Origin of the sequence: Candidatus Palauibacter sp. (assembly GCF_965213655.1) — a bacterium.
Classification (GTDB): Bacteria; Gemmatimonadota; Gemmatimonadetes; order Palauibacterales; family Palauibacteraceae; genus Palauibacter.
In genome coordinates, this window is record NZ_CBDBZT010000003.1 from 1085787 (window position 1) to 1108396 (window position 22610).

Annotated in this window: 19 protein-coding genes; 4 read left to right on the top strand and 15 right to left on the bottom strand. The window is 68.4% G+C overall.

Annotated features, from left to right (window positions below):
* Nucleotides 1–28: 28 nt before the first annotated feature.
* The 9 genes from ACOOGH_RS07090 to rpmE form a co-directional block, all read right to left on the bottom strand.
* On the bottom strand, nt 29–463 hold the full coding sequence (locus ACOOGH_RS07090) for a hypothetical protein (protein ID WP_420448256.1): 435 nt from the start codon (nt 461–463) through the stop codon (nt 29–31).
* 54 nt (nt 464–517) lie between these two features.
* Complete coding sequence (locus tag ACOOGH_RS07095) at nt 518–2176, bottom strand: S41 family peptidase (RefSeq protein WP_420448257.1); 1659 nt, start codon at nt 2174–2176, stop codon at nt 518–520.
* An 85-nt stretch (nt 2177–2261) separates the two neighbouring features.
* Complete coding sequence (gene tmk / locus ACOOGH_RS07100; RefSeq protein ID WP_420448258.1) at nt 2262–2912, bottom strand: dTMP kinase; 651 nt, start codon at nt 2910–2912, stop codon at nt 2262–2264.
* Nucleotides 2913–4238 carry an inositol-3-phosphate synthase gene (locus ACOOGH_RS07105; protein WP_420450085.1) on the bottom strand — a complete coding sequence of 442 codons (1326 nt, stop codon included), beginning with the start codon at nt 4236–4238 and terminating at the stop codon, nt 2913–2915.
* A gap of 39 nt (nt 4239–4277) precedes the next feature.
* The gene (locus tag ACOOGH_RS07110) at nt 4278–4934 is read right to left on the bottom strand and encodes a CDP-alcohol phosphatidyltransferase family protein (RefSeq protein ID WP_420448259.1); all 657 of its coding nucleotides are present in this window, start codon (nt 4932–4934) and stop codon (nt 4278–4280) included.
* Entirely contained in the window at nt 4931–5299 is a 369-nt protein-coding gene (locus ACOOGH_RS07115; protein ID WP_420448260.1) for a YlbF family regulator, read from the bottom strand. Before ACOOGH_RS07115 ends, ACOOGH_RS07110 begins: the two co-directional genes overlap by 4 nt.
* Before the next feature lie 174 nt (nt 5300–5473).
* Nucleotides 5474–6382, bottom strand: coding sequence for a peptide chain release factor N(5)-glutamine methyltransferase (gene prmC, locus ACOOGH_RS07120; protein WP_420448261.1), 909 nt, complete (start codon nt 6380–6382; stop codon nt 5474–5476).
* Nucleotides 6382–7470, bottom strand: a complete 1089-nt coding sequence (prfA, locus tag ACOOGH_RS07125) for a peptide chain release factor 1 (protein ID WP_420448262.1) — start codon at nt 7468–7470, stop codon at nt 6382–6384. The genes prmC and prfA overlap by 1 nt, the downstream gene beginning before the upstream one ends.
* A 93-nt stretch (nt 7471–7563) precedes the next feature.
* Nucleotides 7564–7827: a 50S ribosomal protein L31 gene (gene rpmE, locus ACOOGH_RS07130; protein ID WP_420448263.1), complete on the bottom strand. Its 264-nt coding sequence runs from the start codon at nt 7825–7827 to the stop codon at nt 7564–7566.
* A 154-nt stretch (nt 7828–7981) separates the two neighbouring features.
* Here rpmE and ACOOGH_RS07135 point away from each other — a divergent pair, with 154 nt between their 5' ends.
* Nucleotides 7982–8479: a DinB family protein gene (locus ACOOGH_RS07135; RefSeq protein WP_420448264.1), complete on the top strand. Its 498-nt coding sequence runs from the start codon at nt 7982–7984 to the stop codon at nt 8477–8479.
* Nucleotides 8480–8527: 48 nt separating this feature from the next.
* Here ACOOGH_RS07135 and ACOOGH_RS07140 read toward each other — a convergent pair whose 3' ends face one another.
* Nucleotides 8528–11053, bottom strand: coding sequence for a penicillin acylase family protein (locus ACOOGH_RS07140; RefSeq protein ID WP_420448265.1), 2526 nt, complete (start codon nt 11051–11053; stop codon nt 8528–8530).
* Between the two features lie 36 nt (nt 11054–11089).
* Nucleotides 11090–11929 carry a Ku protein gene (locus ACOOGH_RS07145; RefSeq protein WP_420448266.1) on the bottom strand — a complete coding sequence of 280 codons (840 nt, stop codon included), beginning with the start codon at nt 11927–11929 and terminating at the stop codon, nt 11090–11092.
* 164 nt (nt 11930–12093) lie between these two features.
* Here ACOOGH_RS07145 and ligD point away from each other — a divergent pair, with 164 nt between their 5' ends.
* Together ligD and ACOOGH_RS07155 are read left to right on the top strand one after the other, a co-directional pair.
* Nucleotides 12094–14724: a DNA ligase D gene (ligD, locus tag ACOOGH_RS07150; RefSeq protein WP_420448267.1), complete on the top strand. Its 2631-nt coding sequence runs from the start codon at nt 12094–12096 to the stop codon at nt 14722–14724.
* Nucleotides 14721–15905, top strand: coding sequence for a pyridoxal phosphate-dependent aminotransferase (locus ACOOGH_RS07155; RefSeq protein ID WP_420448268.1), 1185 nt, complete (start codon nt 14721–14723; stop codon nt 15903–15905). The genes ligD and ACOOGH_RS07155 overlap by 4 nt, the downstream gene beginning before the upstream one ends.
* Before the next feature lie 14 nt (nt 15906–15919).
* Here ACOOGH_RS07155 and ACOOGH_RS07160 read toward each other — a convergent pair whose 3' ends face one another.
* Genes ACOOGH_RS07160 through ACOOGH_RS07170 form a run of 3 tightly spaced genes read right to left on the bottom strand, consistent with a single transcriptional unit; the run spans nt 15920 to nt 20791 of the window.
* A complete protein-coding gene (locus tag ACOOGH_RS07160; protein ID WP_420448269.1) occupies nt 15920–16687 on the bottom strand; it encodes a glutaminyl-peptide cyclotransferase in 768 nt (255 codons plus the stop codon).
* A gap of 22 nt (nt 16688–16709) precedes the next feature.
* Nucleotides 16710–18656 carry an FAD-binding protein gene (locus ACOOGH_RS07165; RefSeq protein ID WP_420448270.1) on the bottom strand — a complete coding sequence of 649 codons (1947 nt, stop codon included), beginning with the start codon at nt 18654–18656 and terminating at the stop codon, nt 16710–16712.
* Nucleotides 18657–18688: 32 nt separating this feature from the next.
* A complete protein-coding gene (locus ACOOGH_RS07170) occupies nt 18689–20791 on the bottom strand; it encodes a prolyl oligopeptidase family serine peptidase (RefSeq protein ID WP_420448271.1) in 2103 nt (700 codons plus the stop codon).
* An 89-nt stretch (nt 20792–20880) separates the two neighbouring features.
* On the opposite strand from ACOOGH_RS07170, the gene mtnA reads away from it, so the two are divergent.
* On the top strand, nt 20881–21969 hold the full coding sequence (gene mtnA / locus ACOOGH_RS07175) for an S-methyl-5-thioribose-1-phosphate isomerase (protein WP_420448272.1): 1089 nt from the start codon (nt 20881–20883) through the stop codon (nt 21967–21969).
* Between the two features lie 21 nt (nt 21970–21990).
* Here mtnA and ACOOGH_RS07180 read toward each other — a convergent pair whose 3' ends face one another.
* Complete coding sequence (locus ACOOGH_RS07180) at nt 21991–22545, bottom strand: DinB family protein (RefSeq protein WP_420448273.1); 555 nt, start codon at nt 22543–22545, stop codon at nt 21991–21993.
* Nucleotides 22546–22610: the final 65 nt, after the last annotated feature.

A 22610-nucleotide genomic window follows, 5' to 3' on the forward strand; every position in this document is an offset into this window, starting at 1 on the left:
GGGGTTCAGGTGCGTACCGACCCGCAGTCTAGCGGGTGTTGACCTCGATCACTCCGCCCTCCGCGCCCGGCCGGCGATAGCGGGGCGGAACCATGCTCTGGTGGTACAGCCGGATCGACACGATTTCCTCCGCGTCAATCCGGCGCAGCGTGGTGACCGCGTCATTCAGGTTGAAATCGCCATCCACGACCAGCAGCGGCACGTAGTAGTCCTGCGCCTGTCGCCCGAACAGCCCTGAGCTGTCGTTACCACCCCGGAAGCCGATCCGATCTTCAAAGATGAGCAGTTCCCGGTGGTGGGTGAGCGCTTCGTAGGCCGACCGATATCCGGCGTCGCGGATCTCGCTGCCGGTGATGATGAGCCGGGTGTACGTCCCGGGCCGAGGGTTGCTGGCGCACGCGGTTGCCGCCATCAGAGCCATCGTGGTTGCGATCACCGCCGATCGTCGCGTGCGCTGTTTCATAACTCGTCTCCTGACCTCTTCAACGGCCCCTGCGGCATGCTGCCCCTGCTCGTCCTAGTGACCTCCGTCGGTCTCCCCGCTCTGCGTGCCTTCCGCACCCCGCTCCTCGGCGACACGCGCCGCGACCGTGAGCAGCGTCGCCGGCGAATCGGCCTCCCTCAGGAGGTCGATCGCGACCTGCACCTGTGCGTCGCGCACGGCCCGGCTCCGGAGCTGGGGCACTTCCCCGAACTCCGCACCCGCCAACTCATCCGCGATGAGCCAGTCGACATAGGTCTGAGAGCGGTCGAAGAGTTCCCGCTCGATCTCGGCTCCCGCGTCCACCAGCGCCGTCCAGACCTCATCCCTCATCCCCTGCGTGACGGAGAAGCCTTCGCTGAAGTCGTGGTCGTTCGCATACTCGACGGCCCACCGGAAGACGACATTGCGCGGGATCGCCCCCGACCGCGTCGCGAGGCGCCGCAGCTCCTGCTCGTCGGTCGAGAGTGTGTCGCGGTAGACGGTCAGGTCCGGCGTGATCCCGCCGCCCCCGTATACCGTCCGTCCGCCCGTCGTCTTGAACTCCTCCCGCTCTTCCGGCTCCGATGCCGACGCGACCGGCTCACCGGAAATCGCGACGGCGCTTGCCGCCAGATTCTGAAGGACGCTCTCGCGGTCGAAGTCCTTCGTGATCGAGCGCCCGGCCGGCGTGTACCAGCGGGCGGTCGTCACCTTCATGCTGTTGTTCCCGGAGAGCCCGTAAAGCGTCTGCACGGACCCCTTGCCGAAGGTCGTCGTGCCCACGACGACGGCGCGATCATGGTCCTGGAGCGCGCCCGCCACGATCTCGGAGGCGCTGGCGCTAAGACCATCCACGACGACGACGACGGGGATGTCGGCATAGCGGTCGCCGCTCGAGGCCCGGAACAGATAGTTCTGCTCATCGAGACGTGAACGCGTCTCCACTACGGCGGCGCCGCGCTCCAGGAACAGGTCCGTGACGTCGATTCCCTCGGGCAGCAGGCCACCCGGGTTCCGCCGCAGGTCGAGGATCAGTCCGGTCGCGCCTTCCTCGACGATACGGTCCAGCGTCGCGACGAGTTCCTCCTGCGCCTGGCGGCTGAATCCCCGCAGCGTGACATAGCCGATCTCGTCGTCCAGGACGAACCCCTGCGCCTGGGCGACCTGGATGACGTCGCGCACGATGCGAATCGCGAGCGGCCTGTCCACGCCCACACGCGCGATCGTAATGTTGACCGGTGCCCCCCGCTCGCCCCGCAGGGTGTCCACGGCCTTGTCCACCGACCAGCCTTCCGCGGACTCATCCTCGACCTCGATGATGCGGTCGCCGACTTCGAGTCCCTCGCGCAGCGCGGGCGAGTTCGGGAGCACCTGGACGACGGTGATCCAGTCGTCCTTCACGTCGATGCGGACGCCGAGTCCGCCGTAGTTCCCCGTGGTGGTGAAACGAAGGTCCTCGGAATCACGCGGTTCGAGGAAGGTGGTATACGGGTCGCCCAGATTCTCGAGCATCCCGTCGATCGCCATGCGATACAACTCGTCCGGCGCGATCTCGTCGACGAAGCGCGTGGAGATCAGACGGTGAATGTCGTCGAGGAGACGACGGCTCTCCCCGCCGCTCGCAGCCGCACCCTGGTTGATCAGCCAACCGCCCGTCGTGAGGGCGATGGCGCCGACCAGCACCCCCGTCGTCCAGGATCGATCCACTTTCATGCGTCCTCCGTTGTAGCAGTCCCGCGTCGTATCGGGCTGCGCTCACGCGGCGCTCGGCCGCCTCCGTCAATGTCACACCGCACCGCTACAGAGGAAAGTTCGCCCCTCGGAAGCGGCCCGGAAATCTCTCCTCCAGAAGCGCCAGAATCCGGGCTTCCACCTCGTCCGGAGTCCCCGAGCCGTCGAGGATCGCGATTCCGTCCTCCCCCGCCGCCAACTCGCGGTATCCCTCCCGCACCCGCTCCATGAACACTTCAGCTTCGCGTTCGATGCGGTCCGGGCGGCCGCCGTGGGCTTCGCGCCGGTCCGTGCCCACCATCACAGGTACGTCGAGGACGATATACAGATCCGGGACGAGGCCCCCCGTCGCCGCGCGGGTCACCTGTTCGATCGTCTCCGGAGGGACTCCCCGCGCCCACCCCTGGTAGACCCGGGTGGAGAGCTCGAATCGGTCACTGAGGACGACCTCTCCCCGCCCCAGCACCGGCCGGATCACCTCATCGACATGCACGCGACGGGACGCCGAGAAGAGCAGCACTTCGGCGACCCCATCGAGATGCAGTTCCGGCCGGTCGAGGAGTACGCTCCGAATGGCTTCAGCCGCCGCCGTCCCCCCCGGTTCCCGCGTCACCGTGTGCGGCACGCCCGACGCGGACAGCCGTGCGGCCAGCCGCGCGATCTGGAGCGATTTTCCCGCCCCTTCCGGTCCCTCGAATACGAGGAAGCAGCCCTTCATTCAGTCGTAGTACTCCCAGCCAAGGTGGGTAATCTGTTCCTCCCCCATCAGCCAGCGCAGCGTGTTCTTGAGCTTCCAGTGCTGGATGAAAATATCGTGCTCCGGATACAGGTCCGGGGCCGTCTGCGGCGCCTTGAAGTAGAACGACAGCCATTCCTGGATTCCCGACAGTCCGGAGCGCGCCGCGAGGTCGAGAAACAGCGCGAGGTCGAGGACAATGGGCGCGGCAAGAATGGAATCGCGACACAGAAAATCGATCTTGATCTGCATGCCGTACCCCATCCAGCCGAATATGTCGAGGTTGTCCCAACCCTCCTTGTTATCACCCCGCGGCGGGTAGTAGTTGATGCGCACCTTGTGATACATGTCCCCATAGAGGTCCGGGTACATGTCCGGCTGCAGGATATACTCGAGGGCACCGAGCTTCGATTCTTCCTTCGTCTTGAAGCTCTCCGGGTCGTCGAGCACCTCGCCGTCCCGGTTGCCGAGGATATTCGTCGAGAACCAGCCGTTGAGGCCGAGCATGCGCGCCTTGAGACCGGGGGCCAGAATCGTCTTCATCAGCGTCTGGCCGGTCTTGAAGTCCTTCCCCGCGATCGCGACACCCTGGTCGGCGGCGAGCGCGAGCAGCGCGGGGATGTCACAGGTCAGATTCGGCGCCCCGTTCGCGAACGGCACGCCCTCCATGAGCGCGGCCCACGCATAGAGCATCGAGGGCGCGATGTCCGCGTGGTTCTCCTCCATGCCGCGCTCGAAGGCGGCCACGCTGTCGTGCACCGGACTCGCCTTCATGAAGATCTCGGTCGACGCAGCCCACACCATCACGAGGCGGTCGCATCCGTTCTCGGCCTTGAACCGGCGGATGTCCTCGCGGAGCTGCTCGGCGAGGTCCCGCTTGTTCGCGCCCGTCTTCACGTTCGAGCCGTCGAGCTTCTTCACGTAGGCGCGGTCGAAGGCGGCCGGCATCGGCTCGATCTTCCGCATGAAGTCCGCGAGCGGATCGATGTCCTCGGGCCGGAGGACACCGCACACCTTGGCGGACTCGTAGGCGTTGTCGGCAATCGGGTCCCACGCGCCGAAGACGAGATCGTCCAGTTCGGCGAGCGGCACGAAGTCGCGGATGAGCGGAGTGCGGTTCTCGGTCCGCCGCCCGAGCCGGATCGTATTCATCTGCGTGAGCGATCCGATGGGCCGGTTTCGCCCCCGGCGCGCCGCCTCCACGCCCGCGATGAAGGTCGTCGAGACCGCTCCGAGGCCGACGAGGAGAACGCCAAGCGTCCCTTCGGCGGACGCAATCGTTTCGGATGATCTATCCAAGTCCACGATGCTGGTTCACTCCGTGTCTGGTTTTGGTCCGTATCCGGTTCAGTCGGATTTCCGGGGCGGCTCGCCATCGGGCCGCGTGTTCCGGTACACCCACCAGATCCGCTGGAATGCGGTCAGGTTGGTGAGAATCGCGAGGCCGATGATCACGACCCTGAGAACGAGCCCCTGGTGTCCGAACATCGGGGTCTCGCCGAAGATGAGCGCCGCAAAGCCGATCAGGATGACCCGTTCCGGGCGCTGCATGAGGCCGACGTAGCAGTCGATCCCCAGCGCCTCGGCGCGGGCGCGCGTGTAGCTGATCATGAGGGAGCCGGCCATCGCGAGGACGATCCAGTAGATCATCCCGACATCGCCCAGCTCGAGACGGTAGTCGTTGTACAGGGAGAGCAGCCCCAGGTACACGACGATCTCGGACAGTCGGTCCAGCGTCGAGTCGTAGAAGGCCCCGAAGGACGAGGCAAGTCCGGTACGGCGCGCCACGGTGCCGTCGAACAGGTCGAACACGCCGCCCAGCAGGACGAGGAAGCCGGCTGTGCTCACATGGTGTTGATGAAAGAAATAGCCGGAACTGCAGGTGATGATGAAACCGAGCGTGCTGATGAGATTGGGGTGGACGCGGCGTTTCGTGAGCCACGCCATGGCCGGCTCGAAGATCGCGCGCAGCGCGCGTTCCCCCAGATCGCGAGCCGCCTTCATGTCGGGAGGATGATCCTGCTTTCTTCGCCCTTCCGGACCCCCTCTCCGATCGCTTGATCCACCCGCTCCATGAGCTTCTCGAAATTCGCCTGAGAGGAGATGAGGGCCTGGTAGCGGGTGTTCGTCTGGATCTGCTCCTGCAGTTCGGCGAACTCCCGTTCCTGCTCCTCGCTCGGCTGTTCTCCTCGGCCGACCGCTTCCATCAGCGTGCTTTGGAGGTCGCGCATCCGGTTGAGCAGTTCCGTCGCGTCGCGGTCCTCGTCGATCTCGCGACGGGCCGCCCGCAGGTAGGCGTATTCGGGCAACTGGGAGATGATGCGCCCTACCTCCTGCGCCCTCTCCAGCATGCGGTCTCGCTCGTCCATGTCTTCGGCTCGAAACGGAATCAGAAAGCACTCAGGGCCGACAAGTCGGGTCGGCGGCGGTCGGAGGTTCGGATCGTCCGCGCGCTCGCCATGCGCGGGCGCGGGCAGACGATTCGACGCCCGAGTATAACCCGGCCTCGACCCCCACGCGACTTGAAAGACCGGGGAACACGGCTATGGGGAAGCCCCTTTTTGCGCGGACGCGAAGCGGGGCCGGCCGGCGAGGTCGACGCCCACGCGGCCGTCCGTGAGACTCGGCTCTGCCTGAAGCAGCGCAAGCACTGCCGCGCCCTGCGACATCCCGATCTCGAGGAAGAGCGCGCCGCCGTCCCGCAGGCGGGCCGCCGCGCCGGACACCACGGTTCGAATCACATCCAGCCCGTCCTGCCCACCGTCCAGGGCAACCCTCGGCTCGTGCTCGCGTAGGGCCGGATCGAGATCGGCCAACTCGTCCGTCGTCACATACGGAGGATTCGAGATGATGAGGTCGAAAGCTTCACCGGGCGCGAGTGCGGACCACATGTCGGGAGCGCAGGCGCGCAGTTCGAGGCCATCGACGCCCGCGCGGCGGGCGTTCGCGCGGGCCAGGTCGAGCGCCTCCTCCGAGACGTCCAGTCCGACTACGCGCGACGCGATCTCCTCGTCGAGGAGCGCGATCGAAATGGCGCCCGACCCCACCCCGATGTCGAGCGCATCGACGGGCGCGCCACGGTCGCGGTGCCACGCGGCGACAAGGTCGATCAGCTGTTCGGTCTCCGGCCGCGGGATGAGCGCGCGGCCATCCGATACGAGCCGGACGCGCCGGAAGTCGACCGTGCCCTCGATGTGCTGCAGCGGCTGCCCCTCGAGACGCCGGGAAACGGCGCGCGCCACCGACGCCGCGCCGGCCGGATCGACCCGCTCCCCGCCGGAGACGCCGAGCTCGCTCCGCGACAGGCCGAGCGCCGCCGCCACGAGCCGCTCGGCCTCGACGCGCGGAGCCTCCAGCCCGGCCAGCTCGAGTTCGCGCCGCACACCCCGCACGATCTCCCGGCGCGTCGGACCCGCCGGGCGGCGCCCCGCCCCACGCGGCGGCGGTTCCATCACCCGCCCTCCGCCGCCATCCGCTCCTCTGTTCCGGCCAGCCGCAGCGCCTCCACGACCTCGCCCAGATCCCCGGCAAGGATCGCCTCGAGCCGGTGGCTCGTGAGGTGGATCCGGTGGTCCGTCACCCGATTCTGCGGGAAGTTGTACGTCCGGATCTTCATGGATCGGTCGCCTGTGCCCACCTGCGTGCGCCGCTCGCGGGCCCGCTCCGCCTCCTGCTCGGCGACCAGCCGGTCGAGCAGCCGGCTGCGCAGCACCTTGAGCGCTCGCGCCTTGTTCTTGTGCTGCGACTTTTCGTCCTGGCACGAGACGACGAGCCCCGTCGGCCGGTGCGTGACCCGAACCGCTGAGTCGGTCGTGTTCACGGACTGGCCGCCCGGTCCCGAAGAGCGAAAGACATCGATCTTGAGATCGGCCGGGTCGAGCTCGATATCCACTTCCTCGGCTTCCGGGAGGACGGCGACGGTGGCGGCGGAGGTATGCAACCGGCCCTGGCTCTCCGTCGCCGGCACACGTTGCACGCGGTGGACGCCGGACTCGTAGCGCAGACGACCGTAGGCCTCGCTCCCGCGTACGACGAAGACGACCTCCTTGAGCCCGCCGAGCGTCCCCTCGCTCGTACTGATGATTTCCACTTCCCAGCCCGACTCCGCGGCGAAACGCGCGTACATCCGGTACAGATCCGCCGCGAAGAGCGCGGCTTCGTCTCCGCCGGTCCCGGCCCGGATCTCCACCACGGCGGGACGGTCGTCCAGCGGATCCTTCGGAACGAGGAGGTGACGAAGCTCGTCTCGGGCGGCCTCGCGCTCGACCTCCAGCTCGGCGGCCTCGGCCTCGGCCATCTCCGCCAACTCACCCTCGGATTCCGCCGCGACCTCCCGCGCCTGGCGGAGGTCGTCGAGGAGCTTGAAGTGGCGCGCAGCCGCCCGCGCCACGGGTTCCAGCGCCGAGTGTTCACGCGCCAGATCCCGCAACAGAGACACATTCGACAGCACCTCGGGTTCCGCCATCCGGCGCGCCAGCTCCTCGTACCGTTCAGCGGCCGCCCGCAGACGATCCTCGAGGGTGTCCCGATCCGACATCATTTCTCCGGCTGCCTTGTATGCCCTACATGAAAACGGGGTCCCCTGGGAACCCCGTGATCTGGAAGACGGTTTGGAGCGCGAGGCGCCTCCGGCTCAGGCATCGACTGCCGCTGCCTCCTGCTCCTTCTCCGCCTCTTCCTTCTCCGCGCCGCGGGAGCTCCGATCGCCGTACTTGGCGATGAACCGCTCCACCCGGCCCGCCGTGTCGACGAGCTTCTGCCGCCCCGTGAAGAAGGGGTGACAATGCGAACAGATCTCGACGTGGATCTCGCCCACCGCCGAGGAGGTTTCCGTCTCCCGGCCGCACGCACAGGTGATCTTGGCGGGTGCGTACTCCGGATGTATGCCTGCCTTCATGTCTTCCCCACGCGCTGGATTTCTGCCTCCCGGTGGAGGCGTCTGCGGAACAGCCATGTAATCTAGCCGGAACGCCTCAGCCGCTGCAAACGCGGGATCCTGTCCTGCCGCCAGAATCGTGCGTCCCGCGCTCGCGGCAGGTAGACTCATCGCCATGATCCGCGATGCGTTGATAACCCTTCTCGACTTCCACTACCGGGCCCGCGACGGGACGCTGGACGCCGTCGCGCAAATCACGCCCGAAGAGTTCCTCCGCGACCTGGGCAGCAGCTTCGGCTCGATTCGCGACACGCTCGCGCACGTGGTGTCCGCCGAATGGGTCTGGTGTTCCCGCTGGGAGGGCTTTTCGCCGCCCCGCCATCTGCCCGCCTCGGATTTCGAGACCGTGGACGACATCCGCGCCCGGTGGGCCGAGGAAGAGACGCGCGTGCGGCGCTTCGTGGAGAAACTGGCGCCGGACGACGTGGACCGCGTCATCGAGTACACCTTCTTCGGCGGCGAACCGATGCGCGCGGTCTTCCGGCACATGCTGCAGCACCTCGTCAACCACGCGACGTACCACCGCGGCCAGGTCACGACGATGCTGCGTCAACTCGGCGCGGCGCCACCCCGGGACCAGGGCCTCATCGGCTTCTACCTCGAGCGCCCGTAAGCGGTTGACGAGCCCCGGCGTGCCCGCCTCAGACCAGGAAGCGGCCGCTCAGCCGCCGGGCGTCAGCATCACGCGATCGGCCACGACCGCCTCCACCCTCTCCCGCGAATAGTAGAGCGGGAAGAAGCGGTCCTTCGCCCAGCCCTCGAACAGGTTCCGGTACATGGGATCGTCCGGGTCTCCCCCCTGTCCGGGCGTGTTCGTGAACACTGCCGCGTCCCAGTCTCCCGCCTCCACGATGATCCGGAAGGAGGGGCCCGAGGTCTGATTGTCCCCACCCCCCGTCTGGTTCACGGTGAAGCCGTTGCCTCCGCGCGGGAGCGGTCCGACTTCGAGGCGTGCCCGCATCTCGGCGTTCACGACGCCCGAGAGGGGGTGCCGCAACCGCGCGTGCTTGAAGCGCACGTCGCCGTAGCGCCAGGGATCGCCGCCGAAGCGGTCCTCAAGGCCGTCCAGGGCGTCGCCGAGGGTGCGGGCGAGGAAGGCGTCGCGCCCCGCCACGGGATCCCCGTTTCCGAGCGGCGCGAACCACGCGGGGGGAGAGGCGAGCCAGTCGATGATCTTCTTCATCGACAGGCGCCCCAGCGACGCGCGGACTTCGGGGGGCACGACAAGCGGCACCATCTGCCGCTGGAGTTCGCGCTCCCAGGAGACGTAGATCGCCGCCTCGCGTGACTCCGGGGCCAGCGCGAGGTCCCAGTCCAGGAGTTCGCCCCTCGCCGCGTCCGCCGCCGCGGGCAGGTCGACGCCGCGCAGCATCGGCACCAGCGAGCGGGCGGGGAGCGACACGTAGTCGGTCGCCAGTTGCATCATCTCCGACATCGTGAAGCGCCGGCCGGTCGCCAGGACCTCGTCGATGCGGGCGCTCCGGAACGGGTCGCTCCAGCTCCAGCCCACGGCATCGCGGTGCTCGTAGCCCGGCGGGACGAGATTCTGGTTCGCCGTGGACCAGAACCCCTTCTCCGGGTTGAATACGTGCGGCTTGTGCCGGATCTCGAGGTAGCCGTCCCACTCGTAGCGCCCGTCCCCCGGCACCGGGACGAGGCCCGACCAGCTGCGGCGGATGGGCGCGATCCCCACCGACTGCCAGCCGATGTTCCCGTCCACATCGGCCCACACCATGTTCTCGCCGGGGATGTTGGAGTAGTTGCAGGCCTCGACGAACTCCTCCCACGTCTTCGCCTGGTCCATGCGCAGGCTCGCGAGGTAGGGGGCGCCGCCGATCTCCATCCACCCCGCGCGCACCCCGTAGGCGAGGCCGTTGTCGCGGTCCTCGTACACGACGGGTCCGTGCCGCGTGTACTTGTGCTGCACCCGCTCCGGCCCCCGTCCCTCGACCGGGATCTCGTCGTCGATGACCCGCATCGCCTCCCAGCCGCCCTCGTAGCGGTAGCGGTTCGGGTCGTCCGGGTGAGTCTCGTAGACGTAGAGATCCTCGGCATCGGTCTGGAAGACGGTGAGGCCCCACGCCCCGTACCCGTTATGGCCGATCGAAATGCCCGGCAGCACGGGCTCGCCGCCGCCGATCACGTTCCACCCCGGCCCGACGAGGTGTACGAGGTAGCGCAGCGAGGGGGCCGCCTGGACCCGGTGCGGGTCGTTCGCCATCAGCGCACGACCGCTCAGCGTGCGGCTCCCCGCCACGACCCAGTTGTTGCTCCCGGTGCCCATCCGCTCCGCCTCGAGGCGTCCCGCCCCGTAGGCGTCCGCCTGATCGGCTTCCTCCTGGAGCGTCTGCAGGGCGAAGGCCTCCGCGTCCGAGGCCGTGGCCCTGAAGCGCGGATCGACATCCTCGGGCCGGAACTGTACGGATCCACGGAAGGCGCGGTACACGTCGAGGATCTCCCGGCTGAGGAGCGAGCCGTCGATCGCCGGGTCGAGATCGATGTCGGGTTCCCCCGGATGGAAGTAGGAGACCTCTTTCACCTTCTCCGCCCCCACCGCCGCGACGGCGATCCCGAGATCGAGTTCCTGCCCGATGTTCATGAGCAGACCCTGGTGGCGCGAGATCACGACATCCGGCGTCCACGGATGCGGGCGAATCCCGAGCATCTCGAACTCGACCGGAAGCAAATCCGGGTCGCGCTCCGTCTCGGCGATGTAAGCGTTGATCCCGTCCGTGAAGGCTCGGATGATCTCCGCACCGCGCGGGTGGTAATGGTTCAGCTCGGCTTCCAAATCGCCGCGGTACCGGAACAGCCGCGCGCCGCGGTCCCGCTCCAGCTCGCGGGGACCGAGGATCTCGGACACGGTGCCCGTGGCCTGCCGGCGCCACATTTCAAACTGGAAGAGTCGGTCGCGCGCCGCGCTGTAGCCCTGCGCGAAGAAGAGATCGTGCTCCGTCTCCGCGTAGATGTGGGAGACGCCCCATAGATCCTTGAGGATCTCGACACCCGCCTCGAGCCCCGCGACCCGCAGCGTCTCCGCCTCGCCCGACCGAAGGACCTCGACCCGGTCCGGAAGGCCGGCCGCCAGGTCGTCGACCGTCGGTGCGCCGGGCAGATCTCCGCCGGAGCCCCGCCAGACCGGCAGGAGGAGGATGAGCGTGAACAGCGTGACGGATCGAACCCGCATCGGATTCTCCTTGGGAGTCTTTGGTAAGTCCGGCTACTACCCGGTGGCTTTCTTCTTCTCCGGCTCGCCCTCTGCCTGGTCTCCGGCCCCCGTCTCCGCCTCGGCGTCCCCGGAGACGCTCGCCTTGAGCGCGGCCATGAGGTCGATGACCTGGGCCGTCGTCTCCTCCGCGACGGGCGCCGTGATCTCGATCCCGTCCTCGACCTTGCGCTCGATCGCCTCCAGCATGCGCCGTCCGACCTCATCCTCGTACTTCGACGGATCGAAGCTGTCCGAGGCGATCTGCTCGATCAGCTGCACGGCGAGGCCGAGTTCGGCATCGGCGACCTCGCCCTCTCCCGACGGCACGGCGGCGATGTCCCGCACCTCGTGGGCGTAGTGCAACTGCTCGAGCACGAGGTGATCCCCGACCGGCCGTACGAGGACGAGATACTGCTTGCCGCGCGCCGCGTACTGGGCGAGCGCGGCCCAGCCCGTCTTCTTCATCGCGGCCCCGAGGAGGCGGTACGCCTTGTCCCCTCCCCTCGCCGGGCCGAGGTAGTACGTCTTCCCGATATACGCCCGCTCGACCTCGTCCAGCGGCACGAATTCAACGATCTCGATCGCCTGCGTCGCCTCCGCCTCCAGCGCCTTCAGCTCCTCGGGCTTGAAGGTCACGTACTGATCCTTCGCGAACTGGTAGCCCTTGATGAGGTCGCTGCGTGCGACCGGCTCCCCGCTCTTCGCGTCCACGTACTGCTGTTTCACGCGGGTCCCGTCGGGGGAGAGGAAGTTGAAGCGGACCTTCTGTGAATTCTCGGAGGACGAATAGAGCTGGCACGGGATCGAAACGAGCCCGAACGAGATGGTCGCTCTTGCAATGGGTCGAGGTGACATCCTGCGCCTCTCCTTGTGCGCGCCGAACTGTCGGCGCATTGCCAGGCCCCCGTCTGATGCCGAACCGGGGGGCCGAATTATAGGTTGCGGCCCGGATTGTCGCACCGAGCGAGACAACCCGAAGCCGGCAGACCGGAATCAGCATGGGAGGCGGTGCCGCAAGCATGCCCCGCAACAAACTCGAGGAATATCGGGACAAGCGCGCGTCCGAGCGCACGCCGGAGCCCTTCGGCGGGGCGCCCGGGACGGGTGTCGGCGTGTTCGTCGTCCAGCTGCACGCGGCGACCCGCCGGCACTACGACCTCCGCCTGGAGATCGGGGGCGTCCTCGTCTCGTGGGCCGTGCCGAAGGGCATCTCCGCGGACCCCGCCGACAAGAAACTTGCGGTCCACGTCGAGGACCACCCCGTCGAGTACATCGAATTCGAGGGCGTGATTCCGGCCGGCGAGTACGGCGGCGGCGAGATGATCGTGTGGGACATCGGCCGCTGCCTCATGCTCGAAGATCCGCAGGAGGGACTCAAGAAGGGGAAACTCCTCTTCGAACTCCGGGGTCACAAGCTCAAGGGCGTGTGGACGCTCGTGCGGCTGGAGAAGGGCGAGACCGGCAACGAGTGGCTGCTGATCCGAGAGCGGCGCGGCGGGCACCCGATCCTGAAGGACGGATCCCTCCCCGAGTCGTCGATCCTTTCGGGGCTCACCGTCGAACAGATGGCCGATCGCGAGCGGGGCTGGTACCCGGGAGGGGAGCTGGCCGCAGCCCTCGAGCAGGCCGGCGCGCCGGAACAGCCGGTCGACCCCGCCGAGGTCCGATTCATGCTCGCCACGCCTCGCGAAGACGCGTTCGATGACCCCGCATGGCACTTCGAGCTCAAACTGGACGGCTACCGCATGCTGGCCGCGGCCGTCGAGGGTGAAGCGAGTCTGCTGACCCGGAACGGACACGACGCGCTCCCCACCTTCCCGGATATCGCGCGCGCCCTGCGCAAGCTCCCCTTCCGGCGCGTCGTCCTGGACGGTGAAGTCGTCGTCCACGACGCGGCGGGCTACCCCAGTTTCCGGCACCTGCAGAAACGGGCCCGGCTCTCGCGCCCGCTCGACATCCGGCGCGCCTCCTTCGAGATGCCGGCGAGCTTCTACGCCTTCGATCTGCTCGCGTTCGACGGGCACGATCTGCGCGACCTGCCGCTCTCCGAGCGCCGCCGCTTCCTGCGCGACGCGGTGCCGGAGGCGGGGCCGATCCGCTTCAGCGAGCACTTCGAGGGGTGCGGGGAAGCCCTCTTCGGGCAGGTACAGGGGATGGGACTCGAGGGGATCATGGCCAAGCGCGCCGACTCCCGGTACATCGGGGGCCGCTCCTCCGACTGGCGAAAGATCCACGCGGCGCGCGAGGCCCGCTTCGTCATCGTCGGCTTCACGACGCCCGCCGGCTCGCGGACGGGCTTCGGCGCGCTCCACCTCGGCGCCTACGGTCCCGCCGACTCCCCGGCGGGGGCGGCAAACGGGGAGGACGGCCTCGCTCTCCACTACATCGGCCGCGTGGGTACGGGCTTCGACGACAAGACTCTCACGTACCTCCGGGCGCGGCTCGACGAGCTGAAGTCCGACGACCCCGCCTTCGCCACTCCGGCGCCCGCAGGCGACGACCACACCTGGGTCGAGCCCGAACTCGTGGCCGAAATCCGCTACAAGGAATTCACCGAGGGCGGCCTGCTCCGTCATCCGGTGTTCCTCGGCGTCCTTCCGACGCCGGAGGGGACCCGGGACGGGGAGAGGGACGACGACCAGGAGTACGTTCTCCCTACCGATTGCCGACTGCCCCGCGATCCGCGCGCCGCGCTGACCGATCCCGTGCGGGTAGACACGTCGCCCCCGCCCGTCGAGGAACTGCCGCTATCGAACCTCGACAAGGTCTTCTGGCCCGAGGAGGGGTACACGAAGGGCGACCTGATCGCGTACTACCGGGACATCGCCCCCTGGCTGCTGGCGTTCCTCGAGGACCGTCCTCTCGTGCTGACGCGCTATCCGGACGGGATCGACGGAAAGTCCTTCTTCCAGAAGAACGCGCCCGGTTTCCAGCCCGAATGGGTGCGCACGGAGGCGATCCGGAGCGAGGGGTCCGGGCGGGACATCCACTACTTCATCGCCGACGATCCCGCCGTCCTCGTCTTCGTGGCGAACCTCGGGGCGATCCCGCTTCACGTGTGGGCGAGCCGCACCGGGAGCCTGGACCGCCCCGACTGGTGTCTCCTCGACCTCGACCCGAAGCACAAGCGGGACGACGCGGAGGTATACGCACCGTTCGAGGACGTGGTGGAAGTCGCGCGCACGATCGGCGAGTTGTGTGAGGAAATCGGACTGCCGAGCTATCCCAAGACGAGCGGATCCTCGGGCATTCATGTGATGATCCCGCTCGGTGGACAGCTCGACTACGAGCAGTCGCGGACGCTCGCGCTGCTGCTCGCGAAGACCGTGGCGGCGGAGATTCCCGACCGGGCCACGATCGTCCGGAACCCCTCCGGGCGTGACGGCAAGATCTACATCGACTACGTCCAGAACGGCCGCGGGCGGCTGGTCGTAGCGCCGTATTCCGTGCGACCTCGTGTCGGGGCCACGGTGTCGGCACCGCTGCGCTGGGCCGAGGTGAAGGAGGGACTGTCGATGGAGGACTTCACGATCCGGACGATGCTCGAGCGCGCCCGCGCGCTGGAGCCGGATCCGCTGCTCGGCGTGCTTTCGGACGAGCCCGACCTCATGGCGGCGCTCGACGCGCTGCAACGGAGGCTTGCCGGGTGAGCGGGCCGGAGGGCGGCGCGCGCACACGACCCGGGCGGCTGTCGGGGATTCCGGGCTTCGATATCGACGGGGTGGCGCGGGCGGCGGAGGGCGATCCCGACATCCTCCGCCTCGAGAACCTGGATACCGACCTGCGTCCCCCGGCGGCCGCTGTGGCCGCCACCCGCGCGGCGCTCGAATCGCCGGCCGCCAACAGCTACCTGCCCTTCACGGGCCGGGCGGACCTGCGCGCGGCGGCCGCCCGGCACGTCGGCCGACTCGCCGGTCAGCCCTACAACCCGGACCGGGAGTGCGTGATCACGGCGGGCGGCACGGAGGGCCTGTTGAACGCACTGCTGGCAACCGTGGACCCGGGGGACGAGGTGATCCTGACCGACCCCACGTACGCCGGCATGCTCCAGCGCGTGCGTCTCGCCGGTGCGGTTCCCCGGCTTGCGCCCTGGGTCTTCGATTCGGCGGGCGGCTGGCGTCTCGACCTGGACGCGCTCACCGATTGCGTCGCCCCCCGGACCCGGGCGCTCTTCATCATGAACCCGTCCATGCCGTCCGGCGGCGTGCTCGACGCGGACGACTGGGCCGCCGTGGCGGAACTCTGCCACCACCACGACCTATGGCTGATCTACAACGCCGCCATGGAACGCATCCTCTACGACGGCCGTCCCCATCTGCATCCAGCCAGCCTTCCCGGCATGCGGGAGCGGACGCTCACGGTCGGCTCGGTCTCGAAGGAGTACCGGATGATCGGATGGCGCACGGGCTGGGTGGTCGGACCCGCTGCCGCCCTCGCGGACGTCGCCAAGGTCGGCATCTACAACGTCGTCACCGGGGTCGGCATCGGTCAGCCCGGGGCGCTGGCGGCGCTGACCGCCGCGGACGAAGCGGACGACGTGGCGGCGAGCGTTGGGCGCTGGGAGCTGCGGCGCGACGCCGTGCTGGAGGCGCTCAGCGACTACCCCGTCCAGCCAGCCGGTGGCGGCTGGTCACTCCTTGTCGACACTCGGCCCCTCGGACTGCCGGCCCGTGAGCTGTCAAAACGGCTGCTGGCCAGCGCGCGCGTCGCGGCGACGCCGATGGACGCCTGGGGCGGCCCCGACGCCGAGTACCAACTCCGCCTCGTGTTCAGCAACGAACCCGTCGCGCGCCTGCGAACGCTCGGCGACCGCTTTGCCCGCGCCCTCTAGAGCCCGGCTGGTTCCTACTCCTGCAGGCGGAGAGCCAGGAGCTTGGGCCACAGCTTGCCGGTCACGAGGAAGACGCCGGTCTCGGGGACGTAGGCGATGCCGTTGAGCACCGCCTCGATGTCGCCCGGCCGACGGGCATCCAGGGGGACACTCGAGAGGTCGATCTCGCCGAGGACTTCGCCGGTGACCTTGTCGATGCGGACGATGATGTCCGTCTGGTAGACGTTCGCGTAGACCCAGTCGTCCACGCACTCCAGTTCGTTCAGCCGGCGCTGCGGCGACCCGCCGCGCATGACCTCGACAGTCTCCAGCACCGTGAACGTCCGCGGGTCCCGGCGCTCGAGCGCGCTCGACCCGTCTGACATCCACAGCGCCTCGCCGTCGTAGCAGAGTCCCCACCCGTCGCCCTCGTACGTGAATTCTCGAACCGCGTCGAAGGTCTCGATGTCATAGACGAGAGCCCGGCCCGCCTTCCACGTGAGTTGCACGAGTTCGGAGCCCACCCGCGCCAGCCCCTCGCCGAAGAGCGCCGAATCCACCGCCACGCGGGCCTCGACCTCTCCCGTCGGTACGTCGACCCGGCGCACGCTCGACTCCCCGTAGCGGCCCGTGCTCTCGAAGAGTTGTCCCTCGTGGAAGAGGAGGCCCTGCGTGTACGCTGCGGGGTCGTGCGGGAAGGTCCCCAGGATCTCGTACTCGATGGAGGGCACAGCGGAGGACGCGCAGCCGGCGAGCGCGCAGAGCGCAAGCGTCCACAGTCCGCGGCAACGCGTTCGCGGCATCGGCCGTCGAGTCACGCCCGCATCAAATCAGGTCGAGTACGGTCTCGACGGCGCGACGACCTTCGGCGGACGCGCCGGTCCAGTTCTGGTGCCCCCGCAGTTCGGAATGCCCGATCGCCACGCGGCCGAACGGCTCGCGGACCACGTCCGGTGGCGCCGGTTGGCCGTCGCGTCCAAAGAAGAAGCCCGGTCCCGGCGCCACGTAGGCATGCCCCCAGCGGTTGAGGACGAGGCCGCCGATGTCCTCCGCCGGATCGAAGCCGCCCTCCGCGAAGAGTTCGACCATCTGCGCGCGCAGCCGTCGTTCGTACCCGGTGAAGGAGGTGCTCAACATCTCGGTGCGGCCCGTCATCCCCTGATCCGTCGCCGACACTCCCGGCGACTCGAACGGGATGTAGAAGGTCAGCATCGTCGGGTGGTCCGGGTCGTGGACCGGCCGGTAGTCTCCCGCGTACATGGGCCGGCGGATGTTGCAAGAGAAGCCGAGGTCGCCCTCGTAGAAGCAGCCCGCGATCCCCAGGCGGTCGAGGAAGCGCCAGTTCCGGAGCGCCACGTTCGCGACCAGGATCGGTCCGTGTCGGAAGTGGTCGTACGCGGCCCTGTGCCCGTCCGGCAGATCGGCCGCAACGTAGCGGTTCATCCAGCCCCCGCTCGCGAGCACGACCCCGTCCGCCTCGACGGAGTACGCCCGGCCTTCGTGCACATACGTGACCCGTACGCGCCCGTCGCCGTTCCCGCTGTGGCGCACGTCGATGGCGGTGCACCCCAAGCGCAGCCTGACGGGCTGATCCGGACGGTCGAGGGCCCCGAAGTCGATCGCCCCGTTGAGGACATCTCCCAACTCGAGTTCGCCGGCGATCCCGTCCGGCACGACATCCTTCACGAAATAGCGGGCGATCCCCGCGTTCCCCCCGGGGAACGAGTGGAAGGTCATGCCGTCGTAGCGGGACGGGAGCCCGAAGCCGGGGAGGTCGAAGTGCATCCCCCACCAAGCGGAGACCGCGTCGCAGCCGAGGCCGATGATGCTGGCGAGGATCGGATCCACGTACGCGGTCACCTCGGGCGGAAGCCCGAGCACGTCCTCGTAGTACGCCTTGAGCGTCATGCCGTCGAGCCAGGGCCCGGGGTTGTCTGGACCGCCGGGCGCGCCTGGCGGCACGTGGTCCGTGACCCGGGCGTTCCGCCAGCGCTCGAAGCCCTCCCGCACGTCCGGTGTCCATGGCGCGCGGGAGGTATCACCGAAGAGGCCGTTGACCCAGCCTCCCGAACCGCCGGACCAGCCCGGGCGTCCGCCACGTCGCGTGCCGCCGAAGTAGTGTCCGATCGAGAACTGGTCCTGAACCCAGTGCATGAAGCCGTAGTTCTCCAGCGGCGCCTTCACCTGGCCGGCATCCGGCGCGTACTCGAACTCGCGCGGGATGCCCAGCGTCGTGAAGTAGTCGTCCGGCTCACCCGTGGGCGGACGCACGCCGAAATCGTTCGATCCCTGCGGCCCGGCCAGGCGCACGCCGTCCACCATGATGTCGTTGCGCTTGGCTTCGCCGCCGAACACGGGATGGTTCTCGACGACGAGACAGCGGCCGTTCGGACGGTGTCGCTTGAAGTGGTGCGCGGCGGAGAGTCCCGCGAGCCCTCCGCCCACGATCACGACGTCGAAGCGCTCCCCGGTGTCCGTCACCTCCCCGCCCGGGACCCGCCCGTCACGAACCCAGTGCGCCGAGCGCACGACCTCCGGCGTGTTCCCGTGCGAGGACGCGTAGTCCCCCACCCCGCCGGGTCCATACCAGTCGGGCCCCAGCGCGTCGGACCACGGCTCGGAAGCCATCCCGGGGACCGCCGCACCAGCGCCGTCCCCGGGCGCCCCGGTCCCGCAGCCAATGAGCGCGGACCCCGCGATCCCGGCCCCCGCCAACTGGACGAAGTCCCGCCGCGTGATCTCACGGTCGAGGCCCAGCTCCCGGTCCGTCAAGCCGTCGCTTCCGCGGCCACGCCCGGCTCCTGTCACTGCGTGGTCGTCCCGTCGGTCCGGTAGCGCTCGAACCAGGCGAGGATGTGCTGCACCTTGCTTATGAGGCCGCTCGGACGCGCCCCGATGCTGTGGTTCGCCTCCGGAATCCGCACGAGCATCGACGGTACCTTCTGAATCCGGAGCGCCTGGTAGAACTGCTCGGACTCCGACATCGGCGTCCGCCAGTCGACCTCGCCCGTGATCAGCATCGTCGGCGTCGTCACGTTCGCGATGTGGTGGACCGGAGACCTCTCCATGTAGTGCTCGAGGTTGTCCCACGGCGCGCCCGGGAACCAGTAATTCATGCCGCTCGAACCGCCCATGTCCGCCGTCAGGACCCAGCTGTACCAGTTGATGACGGGCTTCTGCGAGGCGGCCGCCGCGAAGCGGTCCGTATGCGTCACGATCCAGGCGGTCAGCACGCCGCCCCCGGACCCCCCGGTGACGAACAGCTGGTCTTCGTCGATGTATCCGCGCGAAATCACCTCATCGACCCCGGAGATCAGATCGTCGAAGTCGTGGCTCGGATAGGCGTGGTGGATCTCGTTGCCGAAGTCCTCGCCGTAACTCGTGCTCCCGCGCGGGTTCGTGTAGAGGACGACGTACCCCGCCGAGGCGAACAACTGGACTTCGGCGCTGAAGCGGTCGCCGTAGTTGGCGAACGGACCGCCGTGGATCTCGAGCACGAGCGGATACTTGCGGCTCGGGTCGAAGCCGGGCGGCTTCACGATCCAACCCTGAATATCGAGCCCATCGTGCGAGGACTTGTACCAGACTTCCTCCGTCTCGCCGATCGCCTTCTGCGCGAAGAGATCCTCGTTGAGATGCGTGAGCCGCTGCCAGTCGCCGCTGCGGTCCGTCACGGCGAGATCCGCAGGATGGTCCGGCGTCCCGTAGGTGAAGGCGAAGTGGTCGTTCGAGGAGGCGGTGAAGGTCCCGCCGCCGTAGGGACGCCCGATCGACAGGCCCTGCACGCTGGAAACGATGTCCGTCACGGTGCCGTCGAGGTCGACGTGTGCCAGCCGCGTGTTCCCCTCGGTGTCGTACTGGAAGAAGAGGCCGTCCCCGTCACTCGCCCAGTGCAGGTTGCCGATGGAGCGGTCGAGGTCGTCGGCGATGAGGCGCGAGCCCGACCCGTCCCGGTTCATCACGTAGAGCTTCGAGACCTGATGTCCCAGGAAACGGTCATCGTAGCCGGTGTAAGCGATCATGCTCCCGTCGGGTGACACGGTCGGACTCGAGTCTGGACCTCGCCGGTCGGTCAGTTGTCGTACGGCGCCATCGGCCACGGCAAACTCGAAGATCTCGGAGTCCCGCACGTACTCCCAGTCGTCGCGGCGCGTGGCCGAGATCAGGAGGTGCTGCGAGTCCGGCGTCCACTCGGGGGTTCCGCCGTGGTTGTAGGAGCCGTGGGTGACCTGACGCGGCGTCCCGCCCTCGACCGGCAGGACGAAGACGTGGGAGTAGCCGACGGGCAGGAAACCCTGGCTGTCCGAGCGGTAGTAGAGCCGCTCGTACGTCGTCGCGGGTGGCGCCCAGGTGGCTCCCTCCGGCTTGGCCGGCATCTGCGCGAAGGGCGGCGGCGTGTCCGGAACGAACATGCTGAAGGCGATCATGCTCCCGTCGGGCGACCAGGAGAGCCCGCCCGGACCTCGCTCCAACTGCGTGAGCAGGGCCGTCTGCCCGGTGTCCATCCAGCGCAGGTAGAGCTGCGACTTCCCATGTTCGTCGCTCGCGACGTAGAGGAGCCGCGTGCCGTCCGGCGACCAGCGCGGAGAGGAGTAGTTGCTCTGCCCGGTGAGGAGCGGCCGGTGGTTCGAACCGTCGTAGTCGACGATCCAGAGGTTGCTCCGCTGGCGGTCCGTCATGATGTCCATCGAGGAGCGCGCGTAGACGACCTGGGAACCGTCCGGCGAAATCCGTGGATCGCCGGCGACTTCGAGTTCGAACACGTCGGCGGGGCCGAAGTGATCCGGATCCCGCTCCTGCGCGGCAAGCGGCGCGGCGGGGGCGAGGATGGTGAGCGCGAGCGTCGCGGTCGCTACCCGAGAAGCGACGGCGGAGCTGACGACCCTGTGTTCTCGTGACGACGTCATGATCCCTCCTGGACAGCATCGATCCCTGCGCGACTTCCCCGTAACTGCCCAAGGTAGCGCCTTTCCCGCCGCCGGATAGGTTGCGCGGCATGAACCATCGCGAGTTGTCGATCCCGGAGACGATCCGCTGGGCCCCGGGGGGCCTGAGCGCGCTCATCCTCGACCAGACGCTGCTCCCGGGCGTCCGCGAGGAGAAGGAGCTATCGAGCCTCGAAGACTTCATCGAGGCGATCCGGAGCCTTCGGGTGCGGGGCGCGCCTCTGATCGGGATCACCGCCGCCATCGGGCTCGCGGCGCTGGGGCGGCAGGCCGCCGCCGAGAAGATCTCGAGCGCTGAGTTCCGAACCCGGTTCGCCGACTGGGCCGACCGGTTGGAGAAGGCACGCCCCACAGCCGTGAATCTGGTGTGGGCGACTCGCCGCCTGAGCGCCCGGCTTGAGGGTGCAACCGGGACCGCCGGGGAGTTGGCCGAGGTGCTTGCGGCCGAGGCCGACACCATCCACGCGGAGGACCGCCGCATGTGCCGGGCGATCGGCGAGCACGCGGCGACGCTGCTGACCGGCGGCGAAGCCATCATCACGCACTGCAACGCGGGCTCGCTCGCCACAGGCGGGATCGGGACGGCCCTCGCCCCGGTCTACGTCGCGGCCGAGACCGGTCGCCGGGTCCGCGTCTTCGCCGACGAGACACGGCCCCTGCTACAGGGAAGCCGCCTCACCGCGTGGGAGCTCTCCCGCGCCGGCATCGAGGTCACCGTGCTCGCGGACAACATGGCCGGATCGCTCTTCGCCACCACGCCGCCGGACATCGCGTTCGTCGGCTCCGACCGGATCGCCGCCAACGGAGACGTGGCGAACAAGATCGGCACCTACCCGCTGGCCGTGCTGGCCCACCGCCACGGCGTCCCCTTCTACGTACTCGCGCCGACCTCGACCGTCGACCTCGGCACGCCGACGGGCGCGGACATCCCGATCGAGCACCGGGATCCCGACGAAGTCCGCCGCGGCTTCGGTCCGCTGCTGGCCCCCGAGGAAGCCGGCGTCTACAGCCCCGCCTTCGACATCACCCCTCACGACCTTGTGACCGGCATCATTACGGAGCGAGGAATCCACGCCCCGCCTTACACTGATTCCCTTGCCGCAGCCGTCGCCGAAGCGGAGGCAGAGCGCCGGCGCTGACCTCCGCCGCCCGCGTGCGCCCTACGGCTCGTGGTGCAGGATCGGGAGATACTCCTTCCAGGGACCGACGTCGTCCTCGAACTGGTGGGCGACGACGCGCGTGATCTGGGCGATGTGGTTCAGGTCGTGGACCGCCCAGGTGGCCAGCAACTGCCGCAGCGTGACCTCGCCCAGTTCCGGGTGCAGTCCTCCCGCATCGAGGTCCGCCCCCTCCGCAATGACTTCCCGGAGTGCCGCGAGGCCGACCTCGCGCAGGGTTTCGAATTCCGTGAGCAGGTCACCCAGCGAGTGGTCGCGTGTCCGCTCCACGTGCGCGAAACGGTCGAAGGGAGGGAACGCTCGCTCGCGTCCGTGTTCGAGGATCCAGCGCGCCCGCGGGATCCAGTCGTCGATCTCGCCCTGGATGAGATGTCCCAGCACGCTGAAGGGACTGAACGTCCCCTCCCCCTCGTCCGCGTGCAGGAGATCGGACGGCAGATCCTCCAGCAACACACGTACCGTCCCCGGCGTTCGGTCGAGCAGGGTGAGGATGTCCTCCGCCAACTGCTCATCGCTCACGAGAATGTCGTCGGTCACCTGGTGTCTCCGCCGATGTCGCCCCAGTACGACACGGGAGGCCAGCCCACTTCGCTACCGCCTGT